Annotated in this window: 7 protein-coding genes and 1 CRISPR repeat array; all 7 genes read right to left on the bottom strand. The window is 38.0% G+C overall.

Going from position 1 to position 17,992, the window contains the following annotated elements:
* Positions 1–141 precede the first annotated feature (141 nt).
* Complete coding sequence (locus tag V4762_RS08975) at positions 142–408, bottom strand: hypothetical protein (protein WP_347315447.1); 267 nt, start codon at positions 406–408, stop codon at positions 142–144.
* A gap of 15 nt (positions 409–423) precedes the next feature.
* Entirely contained in the window at positions 424–852 is a 429-nt protein-coding gene (locus V4762_RS08970; protein ID WP_347315446.1) for a hypothetical protein, read from the bottom strand.
* On the bottom strand, positions 849–1,115 hold the full coding sequence (locus V4762_RS08965; protein WP_347315445.1) for a hypothetical protein: 267 nt from the start codon (positions 1,113–1,115) through the stop codon (positions 849–851). The genes V4762_RS08970 and V4762_RS08965 overlap by 4 nt, the downstream gene beginning before the upstream one ends.
* A 104-nt stretch (positions 1,116–1,219) precedes the next feature.
* Positions 1,220–4,282, bottom strand: a complete 3,063-nt coding sequence (locus V4762_RS08960; RefSeq protein ID WP_347315444.1) for a type III restriction-modification system endonuclease — start codon at positions 4,280–4,282, stop codon at positions 1,220–1,222.
* 11 nt (positions 4,283–4,293) lie between these two features.
* Positions 4,294–6,243: a site-specific DNA-methyltransferase gene (locus tag V4762_RS08955; RefSeq protein ID WP_347315443.1), complete on the bottom strand. Its 1,950-nt coding sequence runs from the start codon at positions 6,241–6,243 to the stop codon at positions 4,294–4,296.
* A complete protein-coding gene (locus V4762_RS08950) occupies positions 6,240–6,908 on the bottom strand; it encodes a DUF4391 domain-containing protein (protein ID WP_347315442.1) in 669 nt (222 codons plus the stop codon). The genes V4762_RS08955 and V4762_RS08950 overlap by 4 nt, the downstream gene beginning before the upstream one ends.
* Complete coding sequence (locus V4762_RS08945) at positions 6,905–10,174, bottom strand: helicase-related protein (protein WP_347315441.1); 3,270 nt, start codon at positions 10,172–10,174, stop codon at positions 6,905–6,907. The genes V4762_RS08950 and V4762_RS08945 overlap by 4 nt, the downstream gene beginning before the upstream one ends.
* An 831-nt stretch (positions 10,175–11,005) precedes the next feature.
* Positions 11,006–17,991: direct repeats of the CRISPR family, unit length 36 nt; unit sequence GTTGGAAAGATTCCCTGATGAATAAGGGATTGCGAC.
* Position 17,992 lies beyond the last annotated feature (1 nt).

Raw genomic sequence — 17,992 nt, 5'->3', positions numbered from 1 at the left:
AAATTTTCATGTAAAATTGAATCGTTTTAGGACGATGACCTTTTATATTTCTTTATTGATAATCATTTTCCTTTAACAGAAAATTCTGTACGTTAATAATTAGCAACTCCTGCTTGTTTTTTCAACGAGTGGTTTTTTGTTTTAAAGTTCTTTGTCTTTTAAAATTTCAATATAATCTTTTTCTTTTAGTGTGCATTCTGAAAAAGATTTTAATTCATCTAAGCTATTGAATTTAAGTTGATTTTTTATTTTGGATAAAAGTGCATCCCCATATTCTTTGGCCCCGTGGCTAATTTTGGTATAAATCTTAGAGTTGTGTTTTAGATAAAAGTAAGTATGATCGCCTTCTCTTGAGAAAAAACCTTTTGCCAGTAATGCTTTTTTTAATTTTTCTGTTTTTATTACCATATTTATGCAATATATTTATGCAACAATGTTTGTTTCTTTTATATTTGCTAATAATTTTTCTAATAAAATTCTTGCATCCTTAGATAACTCTTCTTCTGTGAAATTTTTCATTAAGAGTACACCCTCTATATTATAAAGTAAATCAGTTTGTGCTTCTTCTAATGTTTCACCCATACCAAACAGATCTTGATCTTCTATCCATTCAAGCATAATTTGATTATCTACTTCTTTTGATATAACGATAAAAGGGTTTATAAATGTTATAAATCTATTGTTTTCATCATTAGATTTTAGACTATTAAATATTATTAGGTTTGAAAAATCAAGCATTGAATATTTATAGTTACTTATATTTTTTATAGAACAATAATAATTATTTCCTTTTATCGGTAAATAAACGTTATAATTGTTAACAGTTATAGGGGGTAAAAAAGCAGATATCATTTTTTATCCTCCAGTTTCTCTAAAATTTCATTAACATCTTTTGCGAGTTTTTTTAGTTGTTCAATATCAAAAAGGTAATTGCCAAGCACCACTCCTTGTACCGCTGGTTCTTGTTGAAATGGCGGTAATCCGCCTATAAGGGATAATATTGTGTTTTTAGTTATAGGATTTGATACAATATTAACATCTAATACATAAGATACACCCACCTTATCGGGAGGCACTATTACATTTATTTTTTTTAGCTCTATAGCGTTATCCATTGTCTTTCTCCTTTATATTGTCTTGAAAAAATTATAATCTTTCTACTAAAAGTGTCAATCTGAATTTGAATAGATAAGAGAAATATCCTTTCTTGATAACAACTTTACCCTCTACCAGCTACGATCTTCCACAAAGTTTCAAAATTGTCAATCTCGCCGTACTTTAATTTCACATTGTCTGAGCTTAACTCTTCAAAAAATCTCTCAGCGCACTCTATCTTCATCTCTTCAATCTTTCTAAGCTCCAGGCTGGACATGCTGCCCTTTGTCTCAGCGATAAAATATATATATTGAACTCTACCATCCTTAAAGACTATTGCCCAGTCAGGGTTATAATCTCCCACAGGCGTAGGTATGGCGAAGCCTTTTGGAAGCTTGGCATAGACTATCACTTCATTGCTTGCGTCAAGACTATCTGCAAAATCTCTCTCGACATTTGATTCTGAAACAAGGTATTTGTAAATATTCTTTTTGACCTCTTTTGCATTTTCAAAGTTATAAGTAGCCTGATTCAGAGTAAAGATATTCGTATCAAATCTATCTTCTATTGGAGTATAGACCAGTTTCTGAATGACCATAGAAGCCTTCTGATCGCTGATAATTCTTGATACTTCTGAGATAAACTCTTCTGGATTCTTCTGGAAATAACTGAACTTCTCATCAGAGAGCTTAGCTAAAATCTGTCCAACTGTCTTTCTTGTCAGATTGGTATTTGAGGCGATCTTGCCTACCAAATCGTATTTTACACCTGAATTTACAGAGTTTTTTTCTTTTATATTTTCGGTCTCTGTTATCTCAAAGTTTTGCTTAGCTTTTAGCATCTCAGCATCCATTGCTTCAAGCGTCCCGCTGACAACGGTGTATTCCAGACTGCTTACCAGAAGCTCTCTTTCAATAGCATTTTTTGCGTTATCGATTAGCTCTCTGCTGTCAAAGTTAACCGTATAAATAGCTTTTTTGTTTATGCTTTGCCACAATTCCTGAAACTGTTTTTTTCCAAAATTTGCATCGTTTATAGGATTTGGCTTTAGCCTTGAGCTATCCTCTACAATATCCTTGAGAGCGCTTTCGCTGAACACGCTGTCGACAAGTTTAAATACCTCTCCCCCATACTCTTTTAAGCTCTCAGGAAGAGGAGCTAAGGTATTTGATTTTTTATCCTCGTGATATTTTTCACTAATATTTTTATTTTCATCGACATAACCGTTTCGAATGAGATAGTATTCAAGCTTATCAGCCATTTCTTTGGAAACTTTTATTTTTTCGCCTTCAGAATGAATGATTTTGCCACTAAAGTATTCAGCACTGGCCACCCTGGGCCTCTCGCTCAATGTCTCACTAATCTCTTTTTGTAATGAGCTTACAAAATCTTTGTAGCTTTCATTTGCCACCACGGTTAGCACATTGATATCGTGAACACTGATCGGGTCGTCAAGTCTTTCGCCATATTTATTTACACATATTCTCATTCCACGACCCACTTCTTGTCGTCTGGAAATAGTATTTTCGCTGTGCCTGAGCGCACAGATTACAAACACATTTGGGTTGTCCCAGCCCTCCCTGAGAGCTGAATGAGAGAATATAAAACGCGTCTTTTCTTCGAATGAGAGAAGCCTTTTCTTGTCCTTCAATATCAAATCATACGCATCTACGTCATCAGCCTCGCCAGCATCCTCGCCTCTTAATTTAATCTTTGGGTCTGTAAGATTGCCCTTTTTATCCCGTGCAAAATATCCATTATGGGTCTCATAAGGCTTTATAGCATTTAGATATTCTTCATAACCCTTGTCAAATATTAGCCCCAAGTCCTTTACCGCTGAGTCATATTCTTCTTCAAATATTTTGGCATATTCGCCGTTTTTTTCATTTTCGTCGTTGTATACTCGATATTTTGCAACTTCATCAATAAAAAATAAACTAAGTACCTTTATGCCCTTATTAAAAAGCCCCTTCTCCCTTTCCAGATGAGCCTTGATGGTCTCCCTTATCTGAATCCTCCTAACTGTATCCTCGCTAATATCCCCCACCACATCTCCTACGCTTAGCTCTAATCCATTTTTAAAAAATATCTTGTTCTTGTATGCGTCAATTTCGCTTACCACATAGCCTCTATACTCTTCAAGTTCATTTGACTTTATAAATAGGTCATCGCCGACCTCAAGAATTCTGAGGTCTCTCTTGATAGAGCCCTGCTTCTTTATCTCAATTTCCAGCTTGGCTACAGGTGGCTTTGTGGAGCTAATCTCAATGTTCTGGAGATAAAGATATGCATTCGTTCCCGACAGCCCTTTTACAGAGATGCCCTTTACACTAATCTTTTTTACAAGTTTTTGGTTGTAGGCATCCAGCGCGTCCAATCTGTATACCTTATTATATACTCTTCTAAGAGTAGCTGAATATCTAAGGATAAATAGCGGATTAAATTCCTTCAGGCTTATAAAACTCTTACTCTCTTTTTTATCATTTCCTTCAATCTTTTGGGGTTCATCTATGATAAGTATAGGTCTATTTGCCTTTATTACGTCAATTGGCCTTCTGGAAGAAAACTCATCAAGCTCGTCATAGATTCTTCTGTTGTCAGCTCCTGTTGCGTTAAATGCCTGCACATTGATGATCATTATATTGATACCTGCATCGCTGGAAAAGCTCTCTATATTGTGAAGTTCTTTGGAGTTGTAAATAAAAGCTTTCGCCTGCTTGCCAAATTCTTCTAAGAAATGCTCACGCGTAAGCTCTATTGACTGATATACTCCCTCACGAATAGCAATGCTGGGCACTACGATGATAAATTTGTTCCATCCATATTCTTTGTTTAGCTCAAAGCAGGTTCTGGTATATACATAGGTCTTGCCAGTTCCCGTCTCCATCTCAACGTCAAGGTTCACATCGCAGACAATATTTTTCTTCAGCGCATCGCTCACAGGGAGGTTTCTCTCTCTTTGGACTCTTTGAATACTTTCAAGTATTGTATCTTTTGAGATAGTAAATTCGCTATTCTTGAACCCTGGCAAAAACTCTTCTTCAAGATTTGGAATAAATTGAGCCCTTTCTTTGCCTGGATCAATTCTATATCTTATGCCTTCAATTTTACTTTGACCTTTAAAACAATCTACAACTGATTTTACTGCATCAAGCTGGTATGCTTGCTTTTTAAACCTAAAGTTCATTTGGGCTCTCATTAGATAACCCTTATCTGAGTGCTTGGAGAATACTGTCTAAAGATCTGTTCTACATTGATTCTTGTATCATCGCTATCGAAGCTGCTATCTCTAAATACAACCTTTAGCAAGTCGTTATCTTTAGATTGTTTTGCAAATTCAATGAAGAATTCTTTGTTCAGATCAGTCGCGAAGCATGCTGCAAGGATATTTTCGCCCACGAAATAAACCAACTTATCTAAAATATATCTTTCTTCAATAGAAAGGGCTAATTCCACTCCACTATCAAGCATCACCTGATATATCAAGTCCAGATCGGTTCTGTCGTCTTTTATGTCGCTAACGAAGCTAAGCATATCTTCCTTTTTTGTCTCATCAGGGGAATAGTATACGTCTTTCATATTTGAGCTATCCACTCTTAGGACTCTAAACCCAATGTCAAGCGATGGCGCAGTCTTGGTTTCATTAAAAAGATCGTTTTTTTTGGAGGACTCCTGGGCTATATTTTCAATTATCTTAGCCCCTGCCCTTCTGATCCTTTCCTTGCCAATTTCATATATATTTTTGTATCCTGCCTTATATGCCTCACTGTCTTCATCAGTCGGTTCAGGAATCTGCACCATAATAAACTTACGATTGCCGCCATCTTCAGAGTTTATTTGCATAACTGCATGAGCAGTTGTTGCTGAACCACTGAAAAAATCGAGGATGATATCTGATGAATTTAAACCTGCAATTTTACATAATCTTTTTAATAACTTAGTTGGTTTAGGGTTTGAAAATATTTTATTATCATTAAATAAATTTTTAGCTTCTTTTGTTCCTTCAGCGCTACTGCCTAATTCATATAGTAAACTTTGAAATTTTTTGTTATTATTTCTTTCTTCTGATTGATAAATTTTTTCGTAGGCTTCTTTGATACCTTTACTATTAAATGCAAATTCAATTCTACTTTCTTTAATAGCCAACTGCATCGTTTCTTTAGACCATCTCCAACAGCCATCTTCACCATTGGGCAACTTTGGAAAAAAAATTTTTCCATCATCATCTTGAATTGCATAATGTAGATTTGGTCTATCTTCTTTTTTACTATTATCCCCCCATTTTCTTAATAATTGTCGCTTGTAGAAATCGTTTTTTTTAGAATCAAATAAGTTAAATTTTTCTTCTTTTTTCAAGTCATATCCAACTTCAAATTGATTAACTCGTTTAGCAAAACATAGTATATATTCTTTGTTATTTCTAATATGGCTATCGTCTTCTGATCCACTTTTTCCTGCCCACACAAACTCACAAACAAAATTCCTCTCTCCAAAAATCTCATCACAAATCTTTCTTAGATTGTGCACTTCATGGTCATCTATTGAGATAAATATCACTCCGTCATCTCTTAGAAGATTCCTTGCAAGTTTTAGCCTTGGGTACATCATAGATAGCCAGTCGCTATGATATCTGCCGTTTGACTCCACATTTTTTATAAGCCTGTTGCCATATTCATCCATTTGTCCGCTGCTTTTTAGCTCTTCTTCCTTGTCGATCGTAAAGTTATCTTTGTATACAAAATCTTTTCCAGTGTTATAGGGAGGGTCGATATAGATCATCTTTACCTTGTTCAGGTAGCTCTCTTGAAGGAGCTTTAGCGCATCCAAATTGTCCCCTTCTATATAAAGATTTTGCGTGGTATCAAAATTTACGCTGTCATCTTTTATAGGCCTTAGCGTTTTATTTATTGGGGTGTTTGCCAAAAGGAGGGCTTCTTTTTTGCCAGGCCACTCCAGGCGGTATCTCTCCTTGGTGCCCTCTACTATATCCTTTGAAAGCTCTTGCCTGAGAAGGTCAAAGTCAATAGCCTTTCTTGGCGTCCCCTTTTCATCTCTTTGCTCAGTTATACAATTTGGAAATAGCCTTGAAATAAGTTCAATATTCTTGTCACTAAAATCAGGCGTCCTCATATCAAGTTTTTCTATCATTTTATCCTTCCCTCTATCTGTGAATATAATTTTTTCAATTTATAATTTAGCTCTACTCTCTTGTTAAATTGCTTTTCTCTATCTCTTTTTAACCTTAGCTCATCATATTTTCTCTTTAGGCCTACTACTTTGGAATATTCATCAAGTTTTTCTTCCACATTGAGGTTATCAGGTATATTTAGCTGAATAGACATTAGATCATCCAGGATTGCCTCATATAGCTTTGAGAGGCTAAGGCTCACAGGAAGAGGCTTTCTTTCCAGGCTAATGTCGAACCAATCGGTTTCCAGATATTGCGATGAAAGGGATTTTTGGCTGATATTCTTGCTGAGCTTTTTGTAGGCAGCTTTGATTTTCATCTTGCTTCCCTTTACAATCTGAAAAATTACAGGATAGGCTATAGCCTTATCAATAGCCATTAACACGTCCTGGCTAATATTTTCTCCCTTTAAGTGAATATCGAAAATCTGAATCTCTGTGACTTCTTGAGCGCTATCTACATTGACAGTATCCTTTGAGAGGTTGTGCTGCCATATAATTTTGTCAATTTCTTTTACAAACTTCTCTTTCAAACGATTGTCTATTTTGGCATTTTCATAAAATTTTGTTTTTGGTATGTTTTTCCCCTTGTATGTATAGGCAGGATAAGAAAAATATCCGTTCATCGGTCTTCTTCCTGAACGACTATGAAATTAATGAGCTCAAAATCATCCAAACCCCTTATCTTATTTGCCAGAGAGGTCGTACCACCACCGCTAAAAAGAGAATCTATATCCTTTTCCTCCTGAACTTCTACTATAGACGATATAGCCCTTTCCAAAAGTTTGGAATATGTATTCATATCTTTGCCGTCTCTTGTGGCATTGTTAAAAGTCGTATATACTTTTTCTATGGGCTCACCCTTACCTTTACATAGGCTTCTTGTAATATCCAAAATTTTCTTTGGTTCAGTATGGTTTACTACAATTTCTCCATTTTTTGAGATGTAGATCAGATAGTATGGGTGAAGCCTATTTTGTTGATTTGTGTTGATGCTATGATTTTTGTTGCGCAAGACAAATATTACTCCAGGAGGCAGATTTTTCGTGATATCAGATGAAACTACGCTATGAAGTCCATTTGGAAGTTTTTCTAAATCTTTGTGAGTTTTCAGGTAGTTTATCAGGTCCATTCGAAAGTCATTCAAACCCAAATCTGTAATATTTACACCTGTTTTTATGTCCTCTAAGTCGATGACCTCTTCCTGAAGTTTCTTTAGCTGCTCTTTTCTAAATGAAATGTCGTTTGCCTTGGCGCTTAGGACGTTGTCATCGCCTGTCGCAGACACATCTGCGATTATCATTCTATTTTCTACTCTCTCTTTTAGATTGATATACTCATCAAGCGAGATATCAGGCCAGTAGTTGATCATCTGAATAACTTTATTTTTTGAGCCTATCCTGTCAATTCTGCCAAATCTTTGGATGATGATAACGGGATTCCAATGGATATCATAATTTATCACATAGTCGCAATCTTGAAGGTTTTGGCCCTCGCTAACGCAATCTGTGGCGATTATAAAGTCTATTTCTCTTGTTTCCTCTGGAATAACTACTGACTTTTCTTTTGAGATGGGAGAAAAGAGAGTAAGAAGGGATTGAAAGTCATACCCCTTGCCCAGAGTCGATCGTGGGGTATCTGAACCAGTGATGAGTCCTGAATGAATATTGAATTTTCGAAGAAAGTCCTTAGATATATTTTCATACAGATATTTCGCGGTATCTGCAAAAGCGGTAAAGATTAGCACTTTTCTGTTGCCTTCGTTTATAGGATTTTGAATTTTAGTTGTAAGCAGACTCTTCAGATGCTGCAGCTTGTAGTCGTGCTGGGGTGTAATTTTATTCATATAGCCTAAAAGATTTTCAATAATCGCCAAATCTGATTTTAGGTCGTATATAAAAGACTTTGTATCCATATCCTTTAGGCTTATCTGGATACTTTTGCTGGCAAAAAAGTTATCTATATTTTCAATATCTTCATCATCCAAGGCATCTTCGTCTACAAGATTTGGCTCTATAAAAGTAGCAGTTTTCCCTTGATAAAAGTCATCTATTTTGCCCACTGCCACAGAGATACTATCCTTTAGCCTTTCAAGGGATAGTCTAAATGAAGAAACAGAGCTCTCCAATCTTTTTAGAAGATTGATGGTCATTAGAGCCTGGAGGCTACGTTCCCTGTCTACCTGGCGAAATTTACTTTTGCCGCCGTGAACTTCTGTATCGTATAACTCTTCATATTTTCCAATCCTACTTGGCAAAATATACCCGATTGGGGCGTATATAGCCATTTTCAACAATGATAGCTCCTTATAAATATCGTTAAAGCCTGGAATATTTGGCATATCGGTAAGCTTCGAACGGTATGATATAGGTTTGTTTCTTTGAGGAAATTGACCGATATCGGCCGTATCATAGAAAGTTTGGATATGCTTTCTTGATCTCGCTATAGTAACGCTATCCAAAAGCTCGAAAAAGTCAAAGTCAAGAGAATTTAATATAGCCTCTGGCGTTCTCTTTTCAGAAGGCAGTTTTGACCATGCGTTAAAAGCTACCTGTGCCCTTCTAAATATCTCTTCAATATTTTTTGAAACGTTTAGCTTGCTGGCAAGAACATCGGGGTTACCCTCATAGGCAAAGGCTAATTGATTTTTTAGATCGTTAAATCTATTGTTCACAGGAGTAGCAGTGAGCATAAGAACCTTTGTCTTCACGCCTGATCTGATAACCTCGTTCATCAGCCTTTGATATCGCGTCTCTCTATCTTTGAAGGCGATATTATTTCTAAAATTGTGAGACTCATCAATCACAAGCAAGTCATAATTTCCCCAATTTACCCTATCCAATGGGATGCCGTAAGAATATCCCATTTTCCTAAGCAAATCAGTATGATTTAGGACGTCGTAGTTAAACCTATCCTTTACAAAGGTATTTGTTTTAAGGTTTTTATTGAAATTCAGCCAGTAATCTGCAAGTTTTTTTGGACACAGAACCAAAACAGATTTATTTCTAAGCTCATAGTATTTTACAACTGCGAGCGCAGTAAAGGTTTTACCCAGACCTACGCTATCTGCTAAAATGCAGCCATTGAAAGTCTCAAGCTTGTTTATAATTCCTGATGCTGCATCTTTTTGGAAGTTGTATAGCTTGTTCCAGACAACAGTATCTTTAAATCCAGTCCTGTCATTTGGCAGGACGTCGTCGTTTATGTCTTCCAAAAATTCGTTAAATATATTGTATATCATCAAAAAATAGATCAATTCTGGTGGGTTCTCTTTATAGACGGTAGAAATGTGATTGATCAAGATATCCGTAACATCCTTTAGCTTCTCATTATCGGCCCAAAGTTGATCGAAAAGATTTAGATAAGTCTGAGTCATAGGAATTTCATTAAACTTGTTTACAAAATTTGAGATAGCATTCCCCTTTTGATAGCCCAGATCTACTGCTGTAAATCCCTGAATAGGACTGTAAATATAACTTTTCTCAGCCTGTGAAACACAGATAAACTGCTGCATTGGGGCATTTGTAATATTGGACCTGAACTTAGCCTTTTTCTTAATCCATTCAGCACACTCTTTTGCAATAGCCCTTTGGGTAAGCTTATTCTTTAGCTGAATCTCAAATTCGCTGCCATAAAAACTTTTCTCTCTCTCAGTTTTCGATATAAAAAATTCCCTGTGCTGCTTTTTCGTGTTATCAAGCATATCCAACGGGACAAAAGAGGGTGAGGTAAAGATAAATTCAAGCGAATCTATCCTTGATAGCTCTCTTTTTAACGTTTCATAGGCATACATAGAAAAACAAGAGGCTGCAATTTTTAATTTTGAATTAGCATTTATAGTAGATTTTAGATCGTCGCCCAAAAGACTATTTACATTATCGATAAGTTCCATATTTAAAGCTCTCTTTCAAATTTCAAGAAAGATTGAAGGCTGACCAGAAAGTATAGAAATATGAATTTAATATAGAGCGCCAATTTCCAAATTCACCAATCGCATGATATTGTCAAATAGCAAGTAAAATTTTAGACCTTTTTCTAAAGCTCTAAGGCTGGCGAATAACCTTCGATCAAATTCATTTATAGCAAAATTTAACTTTGTATCGATTTTAGGATTCCCCTCTAAGCTTTTTACACTCAATTTTAAACTTATTTGGACATTTGTTCAATATATGAATAAGAAATTTTATCGTACTTTTAAGAATTAAATATATTGCCTCTACATATAGCCTGGCAAAATTTATTAGCTGATTAAAATTCTTAAATGATAAATATATCTGACATCTGTTAATGAATTGTTAATCTAATCTGCAATTTATGCAAAGGCGCTTGATAATTTTTTAGCTATATCCAGCTTATGTTCTCTTATCCACCCAATTCCTAAAGAATTCTTTAATTTGGTGGCAAAATTAAAATTTTCTTAAGGGATAAAATTTTCGTCAGTTAACAAAAATATATGATATAATTTGGAAGTTTGAGTAATCATATGAATAAATTTTTGTTCTTTGACAATCAAATAAAGTTATTTTTTCAACTGTATACTGGTATCCCAACGAAGTCCAAAAAATGGCTTAAATTCGTTTTCATCCGAGGAAAATTTTTTAGCTTAATATAGCCGAAAATTGGGATTGGGCACTGCTTAGAATTATGATAGAAAATCATACCCACCCCTTCCGAGGATCTTATCTATTTGACTATTGATAAATCAAGGTTTATAATGGGTACAGTTGGAAAGATTCCCTGATGAATAAGGGATTGCGACGAAATCCTTGACTAAACTATCAAGGATTTCAATTTTTAAAGCCTGTTGGAAAGATTCCCTGATGAATAAGGGATTGCGACTAACTTTACTCAAAGTCATAATCAAGCAAATCTATAGTTGGAAAGATTCCCTGATGAATAAGGGATTGCGACTTTTCCCATTCTTTCTACAAAGTCTTTATCGTATGGGATAAAGTTGGAAAGATTCCCTGATGAATAAGGGATTGCGACTTTTTTTTTCACTGCGTTCAATTTTAGAGCATTTAGGAGCAGTTGGAAAGATTCCCTGATGAATAAGGGATTGCGACACTACTTCATACACCCCTAGGCCCTGTACCATGGGTGTGTTGGAAAGATTCCCTGATGAATAAGGGATTGCGACATTTTGATAACTGGTCTTAAATGCATCAGACCAGTTTTTGTTGGAAAGATTCCCTGATGAATAAGGGATTGCGACTTCAAGCTTTGCAACTAAGTTGGCAAAATTAAGAACTTGTTGTTGGAAAGATTCCCTGATGAATAAGGGATTGCGACTGATGGCAGAGATAGTAGCACAGGGAAGTCAGTTAGTTGGAAAGATTCCCTGATGAATAAGGGATTGCGACCATCAAATCTATGGTTCGGGGGGCTTGTGGCCCCCCATAAAGTTGGAAAGATTCCCTGATGAATAAGGGATTGCGACATACTGATTGATAGCTTTTTGAACTCTTTCATTTTTGTAAGTTGGAAAGATTCCCTGATGAATAAGGGATTGCGACTCATGGGGGCTTGTGGCCCCCCATAGACCAGGACCAGTGCAAAGTTGGAAAGATTCCCTGATGAATAAGGGATTGCGACAAAAATTGCATACATCATTACTCCCAACTCCTTCAATCAAGTTGGAAAGATTCCCTGATGAATAAGGGATTGCGACTTGACCTGGCCCCCTATACGGGGACCAAGTCCATAAAATCTAGTTGGAAAGATTCCCTGATGAATAAGGGATTGCGACTTGACGTATGGGGCATAGCCCCACACATCACAGTACTTCACGTTGGAAAGATTCCCTGATGAATAAGGGATTGCGACAGGCTTAAAATTTCAGTGCCATCTAAAACAATTTTTAACTGTTGGAAAGATTCCCTGATGAATAAGGGATTGCGACTTACTGGATCTTCATCCTTAAACCACGTGGTAACCCACGTGGTTGGAAAGATTCCCTGATGAATAAGGGATTGCGACTAGTGATTGAACGTTACTTCTTAGAAGTGTAAACGTTCAACCCGTTGGAAAGATTCCCTGATGAATAAGGGATTGCGACATAATTGTTTCTGTACACAAATATAACTATATCTGGTTGGAAAGATTCCCTGATGAATAAGGGATTGCGACTTTTGCTCATCGAACCAGATGGTAACCCACCTGGCATCGATGTTGGAAAGATTCCCTGATGAATAAGGGATTGCGACTTACCTGGGGCGTACGGTAGTCCTGGACTAGACTGTCCAGGGTTGGAAAGATTCCCTGATGAATAAGGGATTGCGACTATTGAGTAACTCATATACACCCAGGCCTTCCACCAGTTGGAAAGATTCCCTGATGAATAAGGGATTGCGACTGGCCATCTATTGTTACAACTAACTTTTTCATTGCAGTTGGAAAGATTCCCTGATGAATAAGGGATTGCGACATTTCAGGTGCATCTTCCATGAACCACGTGGTAACCCACGTGGGTTGGAAAGATTCCCTGATGAATAAGGGATTGCGACTTATTACTCACTTTTAAATACATATCTTTACCAATTCTTAGTTGGAAAGATTCCCTGATGAATAAGGGATTGCGACATCTGATTCAGATCATTAACACTTGATGCATGGAAGGTATAGTTGGAAAGATTCCCTGATGAATAAGGGATTGCGACAAATTATTCTTCTTGCAAAACCCTAGCAGGGTATCTGCCAGTTGGAAAGATTCCCTGATGAATAAGGGATTGCGACTTTTCTGTTTTCTTTACTATGATAAACCTGGGGGCGCCATGTTGGAAAGATTCCCTGATGAATAAGGGATTGCGACCTACCGATGAACGGTAGAGATAGAACCTCTTGGCCGTCTATGTTGGAAAGATTCCCTGATGAATAAGGGATTGCGACTTTTTTAAAGCCTTGAAAACTTCCTGATCACACACATCCTTGTTGGAAAGATTCCCTGATGAATAAGGGATTGCGACAGATCTTTAAAAGATTGCTAAAAGCTGCTCTACTTGTGTTGGAAAGATTCCCTGATGAATAAGGGATTGCGACAAGATTTTTTGACCATCAATTAAGACTGTTAGCTGCCGTTGGAAAGATTCCCTGATGAATAAGGGATTGCGACTATATAACAATCTAGATCTGCCAGGATAACTTCATCGTGTTGGAAAGATTCCCTGATGAATAAGGGATTGCGACTTTACCACTACTACTGTCTTTGTCAACACATGACAGAGACGTTGGAAAGATTCCCTGATGAATAAGGGATTGCGACAGTCTTATCAGAGCTAAACCTTCATCCACCACCCTAGTTGGAAAGATTCCCTGATGAATAAGGGATTGCGACCATATACTCTAAGGGGTTATGGTCCATAAACCAGGTGGTGTTGGAAAGATTCCCTGATGAATAAGGGATTGCGACAAATACTCCGAAAAACTTGCTCATGTTTAACCTCCCTCAAGTTGGAAAGATTCCCTGATGAATAAGGGATTGCGACTATTCTCCCTTCAGCTTTTATTAAGGGCTCACCTGTTTCGTTGGAAAGATTCCCTGATGAATAAGGGATTGCGACCAGCATGTGCAGACTCTCCATTTTCAGACTTAACTGCATGTTGGAAAGATTCCCTGATGAATAAGGGATTGCGACCTTTATATGCTGCTTCTTCTACCATCAATGAGCAACCAAGTTGGAAAGATTCCCTGATGAATAAGGGATTGCGACTTTTTTTAACTTAAAACAAAAAGCCCTGCCATTAGAGTTGGAAAGATTCCCTGATGAATAAGGGATTGCGACTCATTTTAGGCCTCCGATTAAAATTTTTTTTTTTAAAACGGCCCTGTTGGAAAGATTCCCTGATGAATAAGGGATTGCGACCTGCCTTCTTGAAAAACTCCATACAGCATTTTATTACCTCCCTGTTGGAAAGATTCCCTGATGAATAAGGGATTGCGACCTTTCATTCAGCCAATCAGGCTGGTTCCAATCAGGGAGCAGATCCGTTGGAAAGATTCCCTGATGAATAAGGGATTGCGACAGGATTTCAAGTTTAGCAGCCTTAAACACCTGTTGCTCATGTTGGAAAGATTCCCTGATGAATAAGGGATTGCGACCTTGCAACTTGATACACAGCAAAACATTTCATACCTTTCAACGTTGGAAAGATTCCCTGATGAATAAGGGATTGCGACGATCTCATTGTTTACAACAACAGGGACATTCCCTGTTGGAAAGATTCCCTGATGAATAAGGGATTGCGACATAATACTTTTTGGCCGTCCAAAAGGACGGTTAATTCTTTGAATGTTGGAAAGATTCCCTGATGAATAAGGGATTGCGACAATAAGTGCAATGCCTTTTACTTATCCTTAGGTATATCCCTGTTGGAAAGATTCCCTGATGAATAAGGGATTGCGACTGTATCAGGCCCTTGTTGCTTGTAAAAACTGCATACAACATCTTGTTGGAAAGATTCCCTGATGAATAAGGGATTGCGACTCAGCAACACATCATATTGCATCGGATCCTTGTCCATGAACCGTTGGAAAGATTCCCTGATGAATAAGGGATTGCGACTGGACTACGCCTCCCATACATCTTCAGGCCTTCATTTCTGTTGGAAAGATTCCCTGATGAATAAGGGATTGCGACTTTTTGATGTAGTCTTTCCAGAACTGGGGGAAGTATATGTTGGAAAGATTCCCTGATGAATAAGGGATTGCGACAGTATAAACGTTCAACCCTACCTTCAATATTTGATCCTGGTAGTTGGAAAGATTCCCTGATGAATAAGGGATTGCGACTTACTGCAGGGCCTGTAACTCTATTGTAACTCTATAAGGGGTTGGAAAGATTCCCTGATGAATAAGGGATTGCGACAATACTTCGTATACCCCAACCCCCTCTACCTGGGGTGTACTATGTTGGAAAGATTCCCTGATGAATAAGGGATTGCGACAATATTAACAGTAAGCTTTTTAAAATTTTTCATCTTTAACGGTTGGAAAGATTCCCTGATGAATAAGGGATTGCGACATTGTTTCTTCTCCCAATAGCCCTATGAGTTTTATAGTACGGTTGGAAAGATTCCCTGATGAATAAGGGATTGCGACTTATTACAACCTTTGTTCCTACTCTGACTACGGGGCGCATATAGTTGGAAAGATTCCCTGATGAATAAGGGATTGCGACACTTAACTCATCATCATCTCCCTTCTGACACAAGAATAGTGAATGTTGGAAAGATTCCCTGATGAATAAGGGATTGCGACTAGCTTAATTAGACCTGGATCCTCATCAACCACCCGCAATAGTTGGAAAGATTCCCTGATGAATAAGGGATTGCGACTAGACACCCAGGCCCACGATGGGGCCTCTAAAGCTATTGACGAGTTGGAAAGATTCCCTGATGAATAAGGGATTGCGACTGGGGGGGCCACTTTGAAAACGTGATACATCTTCTGCTACTGTTGGAAAGATTCCCTGATGAATAAGGGATTGCGACTGGCCCCTTATGGGGCCACTTTGAAAACGTGATACATCTGTTGGAAAGATTCCCTGATGAATAAGGGATTGCGACAGATCGTCAATTGATGACGCCTGGAGTATTTGCCAGGCAGTTGGAAAGATTCCCTGATGAATAAGGGATTGCGACTTAAACTCTTTCATCGTAAACCTCCCGTTTTTTGTTTTAAGTTGGAAAGATTCCCTGATGAATAAGGGATTGCGACTTTTTGCACCTCCCTTTTTTCAAATTTTTGAACCTGCCAGGTTGGAAAGATTCCCTGATGAATAAGGGATTGCGACAATCTGTTCGGATAATATACGCGAACAGTATCAGTGTAGAGCGTTGGAAAGATTCCCTGATGAATAAGGGATTGCGACATAAAGGGCACTACACTTGCAAGGTTATCCTCACTGAACCAGTTGGAAAGATTCCCTGATGAATAAGGGATTGCGACCATTGCTGCAGGGCTTTAAACCCTTATTCGAAATCATACTCGTTGGAAAGATTCCCTGATGAATAAGGGATTGCGACAGGCCCACGATGGGGCCTCTAAACTCATTAACGATCTCATTGTTGGAAAGATTCCCTGATGAATAAGGGATTGCGACCTAAACTCCCCGTCCTTCAAAAATACTGCAAAAATTGTTTTGTTGGAAAGATTCCCTGATGAATAAGGGATTGCGACAGGGTTGACCTCATCAATACATTGTATTGCAGTGTTGGAAAGATTCCCTGATGAATAAGGGATTGCGACTTTAGACCTCCCAAAAATTTTTTAAATTTCAAAAAACAAAGTTGGAAAGATTCCCTGATGAATAAGGGATTGCGACTGTCTGGGTCCTGGAACCAAGTGATCCACCTGGTTCCAAGTTTAGTTGGAAAGATTCCCTGATGAATAAGGGATTGCGACCCATCAAATGGCAGGCTCAATATTTTCTGGCCGTCCACCATGAGTTGGAAAGATTCCCTGATGAATAAGGGATTGCGACTATACGGGGGTGTAGTCCTCAACCAAATCAATATCACGGGGGGTTGGAAAGATTCCCTGATGAATAAGGGATTGCGACTCTACAAACCACGTGGTCACCCACGTATCCCCTACTCTAATGTTGGAAAGATTCCCTGATGAATAAGGGATTGCGACTATGTCTTAGGCCGTCCTTCCCTTCAAAAACTGCAACCATTTTTTTGGTTGGAAAGATTCCCTGATGAATAAGGGATTGCGACTATACACCCCCCCTCTAAAACGAATAAGATTTTTACCTTCTAGTTGGAAAGATTCCCTGATGAATAAGGGATTGCGACTTACCACTGGCCTGACATACACCAGGCCATCCTTTTTTTCTTTGGTTGGAAAGATTCCCTGATGAATAAGGGATTGCGACCCCCTGTGCTAAAGAGGATCAAGTTTTTTCCTGTACTGCTGGTTGGAAAGATTCCCTGATGAATAAGGGATTGCGACAATAAGGCCGTCCCTTCCCTCAAAGACTGAATACAGCATCAGTTGGAAAGATTCCCTGATGAATAAGGGATTGCGACTTATCAGTGGGACCGTTATTTAAATCAACACGGTACTGTTGGAAAGATTCCCTGATGAATAAGGGATTGCGACTATGGGGCCACTTTGAAATGCTGCCACCTCTTCGCCTACGGTTGGAAAGATTCCCTGATGAATAAGGGATTGCGACTTTAAACCAAGTGGTGACCCACTTGGCTCCCACCCTTACTAGTTGGAAAGATTCCCTGATGAATAAGGGATTGCGACTACAGGCACATTGCCGCCTGTAGTAAACAGAATTTGGTTCTTGTTGGAAAGATTCCCTGATGAATAAGGGATTGCGACGTGGAGCTTTCCTTGCCGCTATACGGCAAAGACAGCACCTCTTGTTGGAAAGATTCCCTGATGAATAAGGGATTGCGACGATCGCGTGGCGTATTTGCCAAACAATCTTGGAGATCGTTGGAAAGATTCCCTGATGAATAAGGGATTGCGACTGACATTTCACACACTCTCCTCTTTTTTTTTTGGTTGGAAAGATTCCCTGATGAATAAGGGATTGCGACTTTTTTTAGACCTCCTTTTCAAATTTTTTGATAACGGTTGGAAAGATTCCCTGATGAATAAGGGATTGCGACTCTTTTAAAAACACTCCAAAAAACTTTGTTTTCACCTCAAGTTGGGTTGGAAAGATTCCCTGATGAATAAGGGATTGCGACA

Origin of the sequence: Thermodesulfobium sp. 4217-1 (genome assembly GCF_039822205.1) — a bacterium.
Lineage (GTDB): Bacteria > Thermodesulfobiota > Thermodesulfobiia > Thermodesulfobiales > Thermodesulfobiaceae > Thermodesulfobium.
This window is presented reverse-complemented; position numbering and strand designations above follow the sequence as displayed.

Coding starts and splice junctions, on each gene's coding strand:
- V4762_RS08945 (WP_347315441.1), bottom strand. CDS start 10,174: ATGGAACTTATCGATAATGTAAATAGTCTTTTGGGCGACGATCTAAAA.
- V4762_RS08950 (WP_347315442.1), bottom strand. CDS start 6,908: ATGAACGGATATTTTTCTTATCCTGCCTATACATACAAGGGGAAAAAC.
- V4762_RS08975 (WP_347315447.1), bottom strand. CDS start 408: ATGGTAATAAAAACAGAAAAATTAAAAAAAGCATTACTGGCAAAAGGT.
- V4762_RS08970 (WP_347315446.1), bottom strand. CDS start 852: ATGATATCTGCTTTTTTACCCCCTATAACTGTTAACAATTATAACGTT.
- V4762_RS08965 (WP_347315445.1), bottom strand. CDS start 1,115: ATGGATAACGCTATAGAGCTAAAAAAAATAAATGTAATAGTGCCTCCC.
- V4762_RS08960 (WP_347315444.1), bottom strand. CDS start 4,282: ATGAACTTTAGGTTTAAAAAGCAAGCATACCAGCTTGATGCAGTAAAA.
- V4762_RS08955 (WP_347315443.1), bottom strand. CDS start 6,243: ATGATAGAAAAACTTGATATGAGGACGCCTGATTTTAGTGACAAGAAT.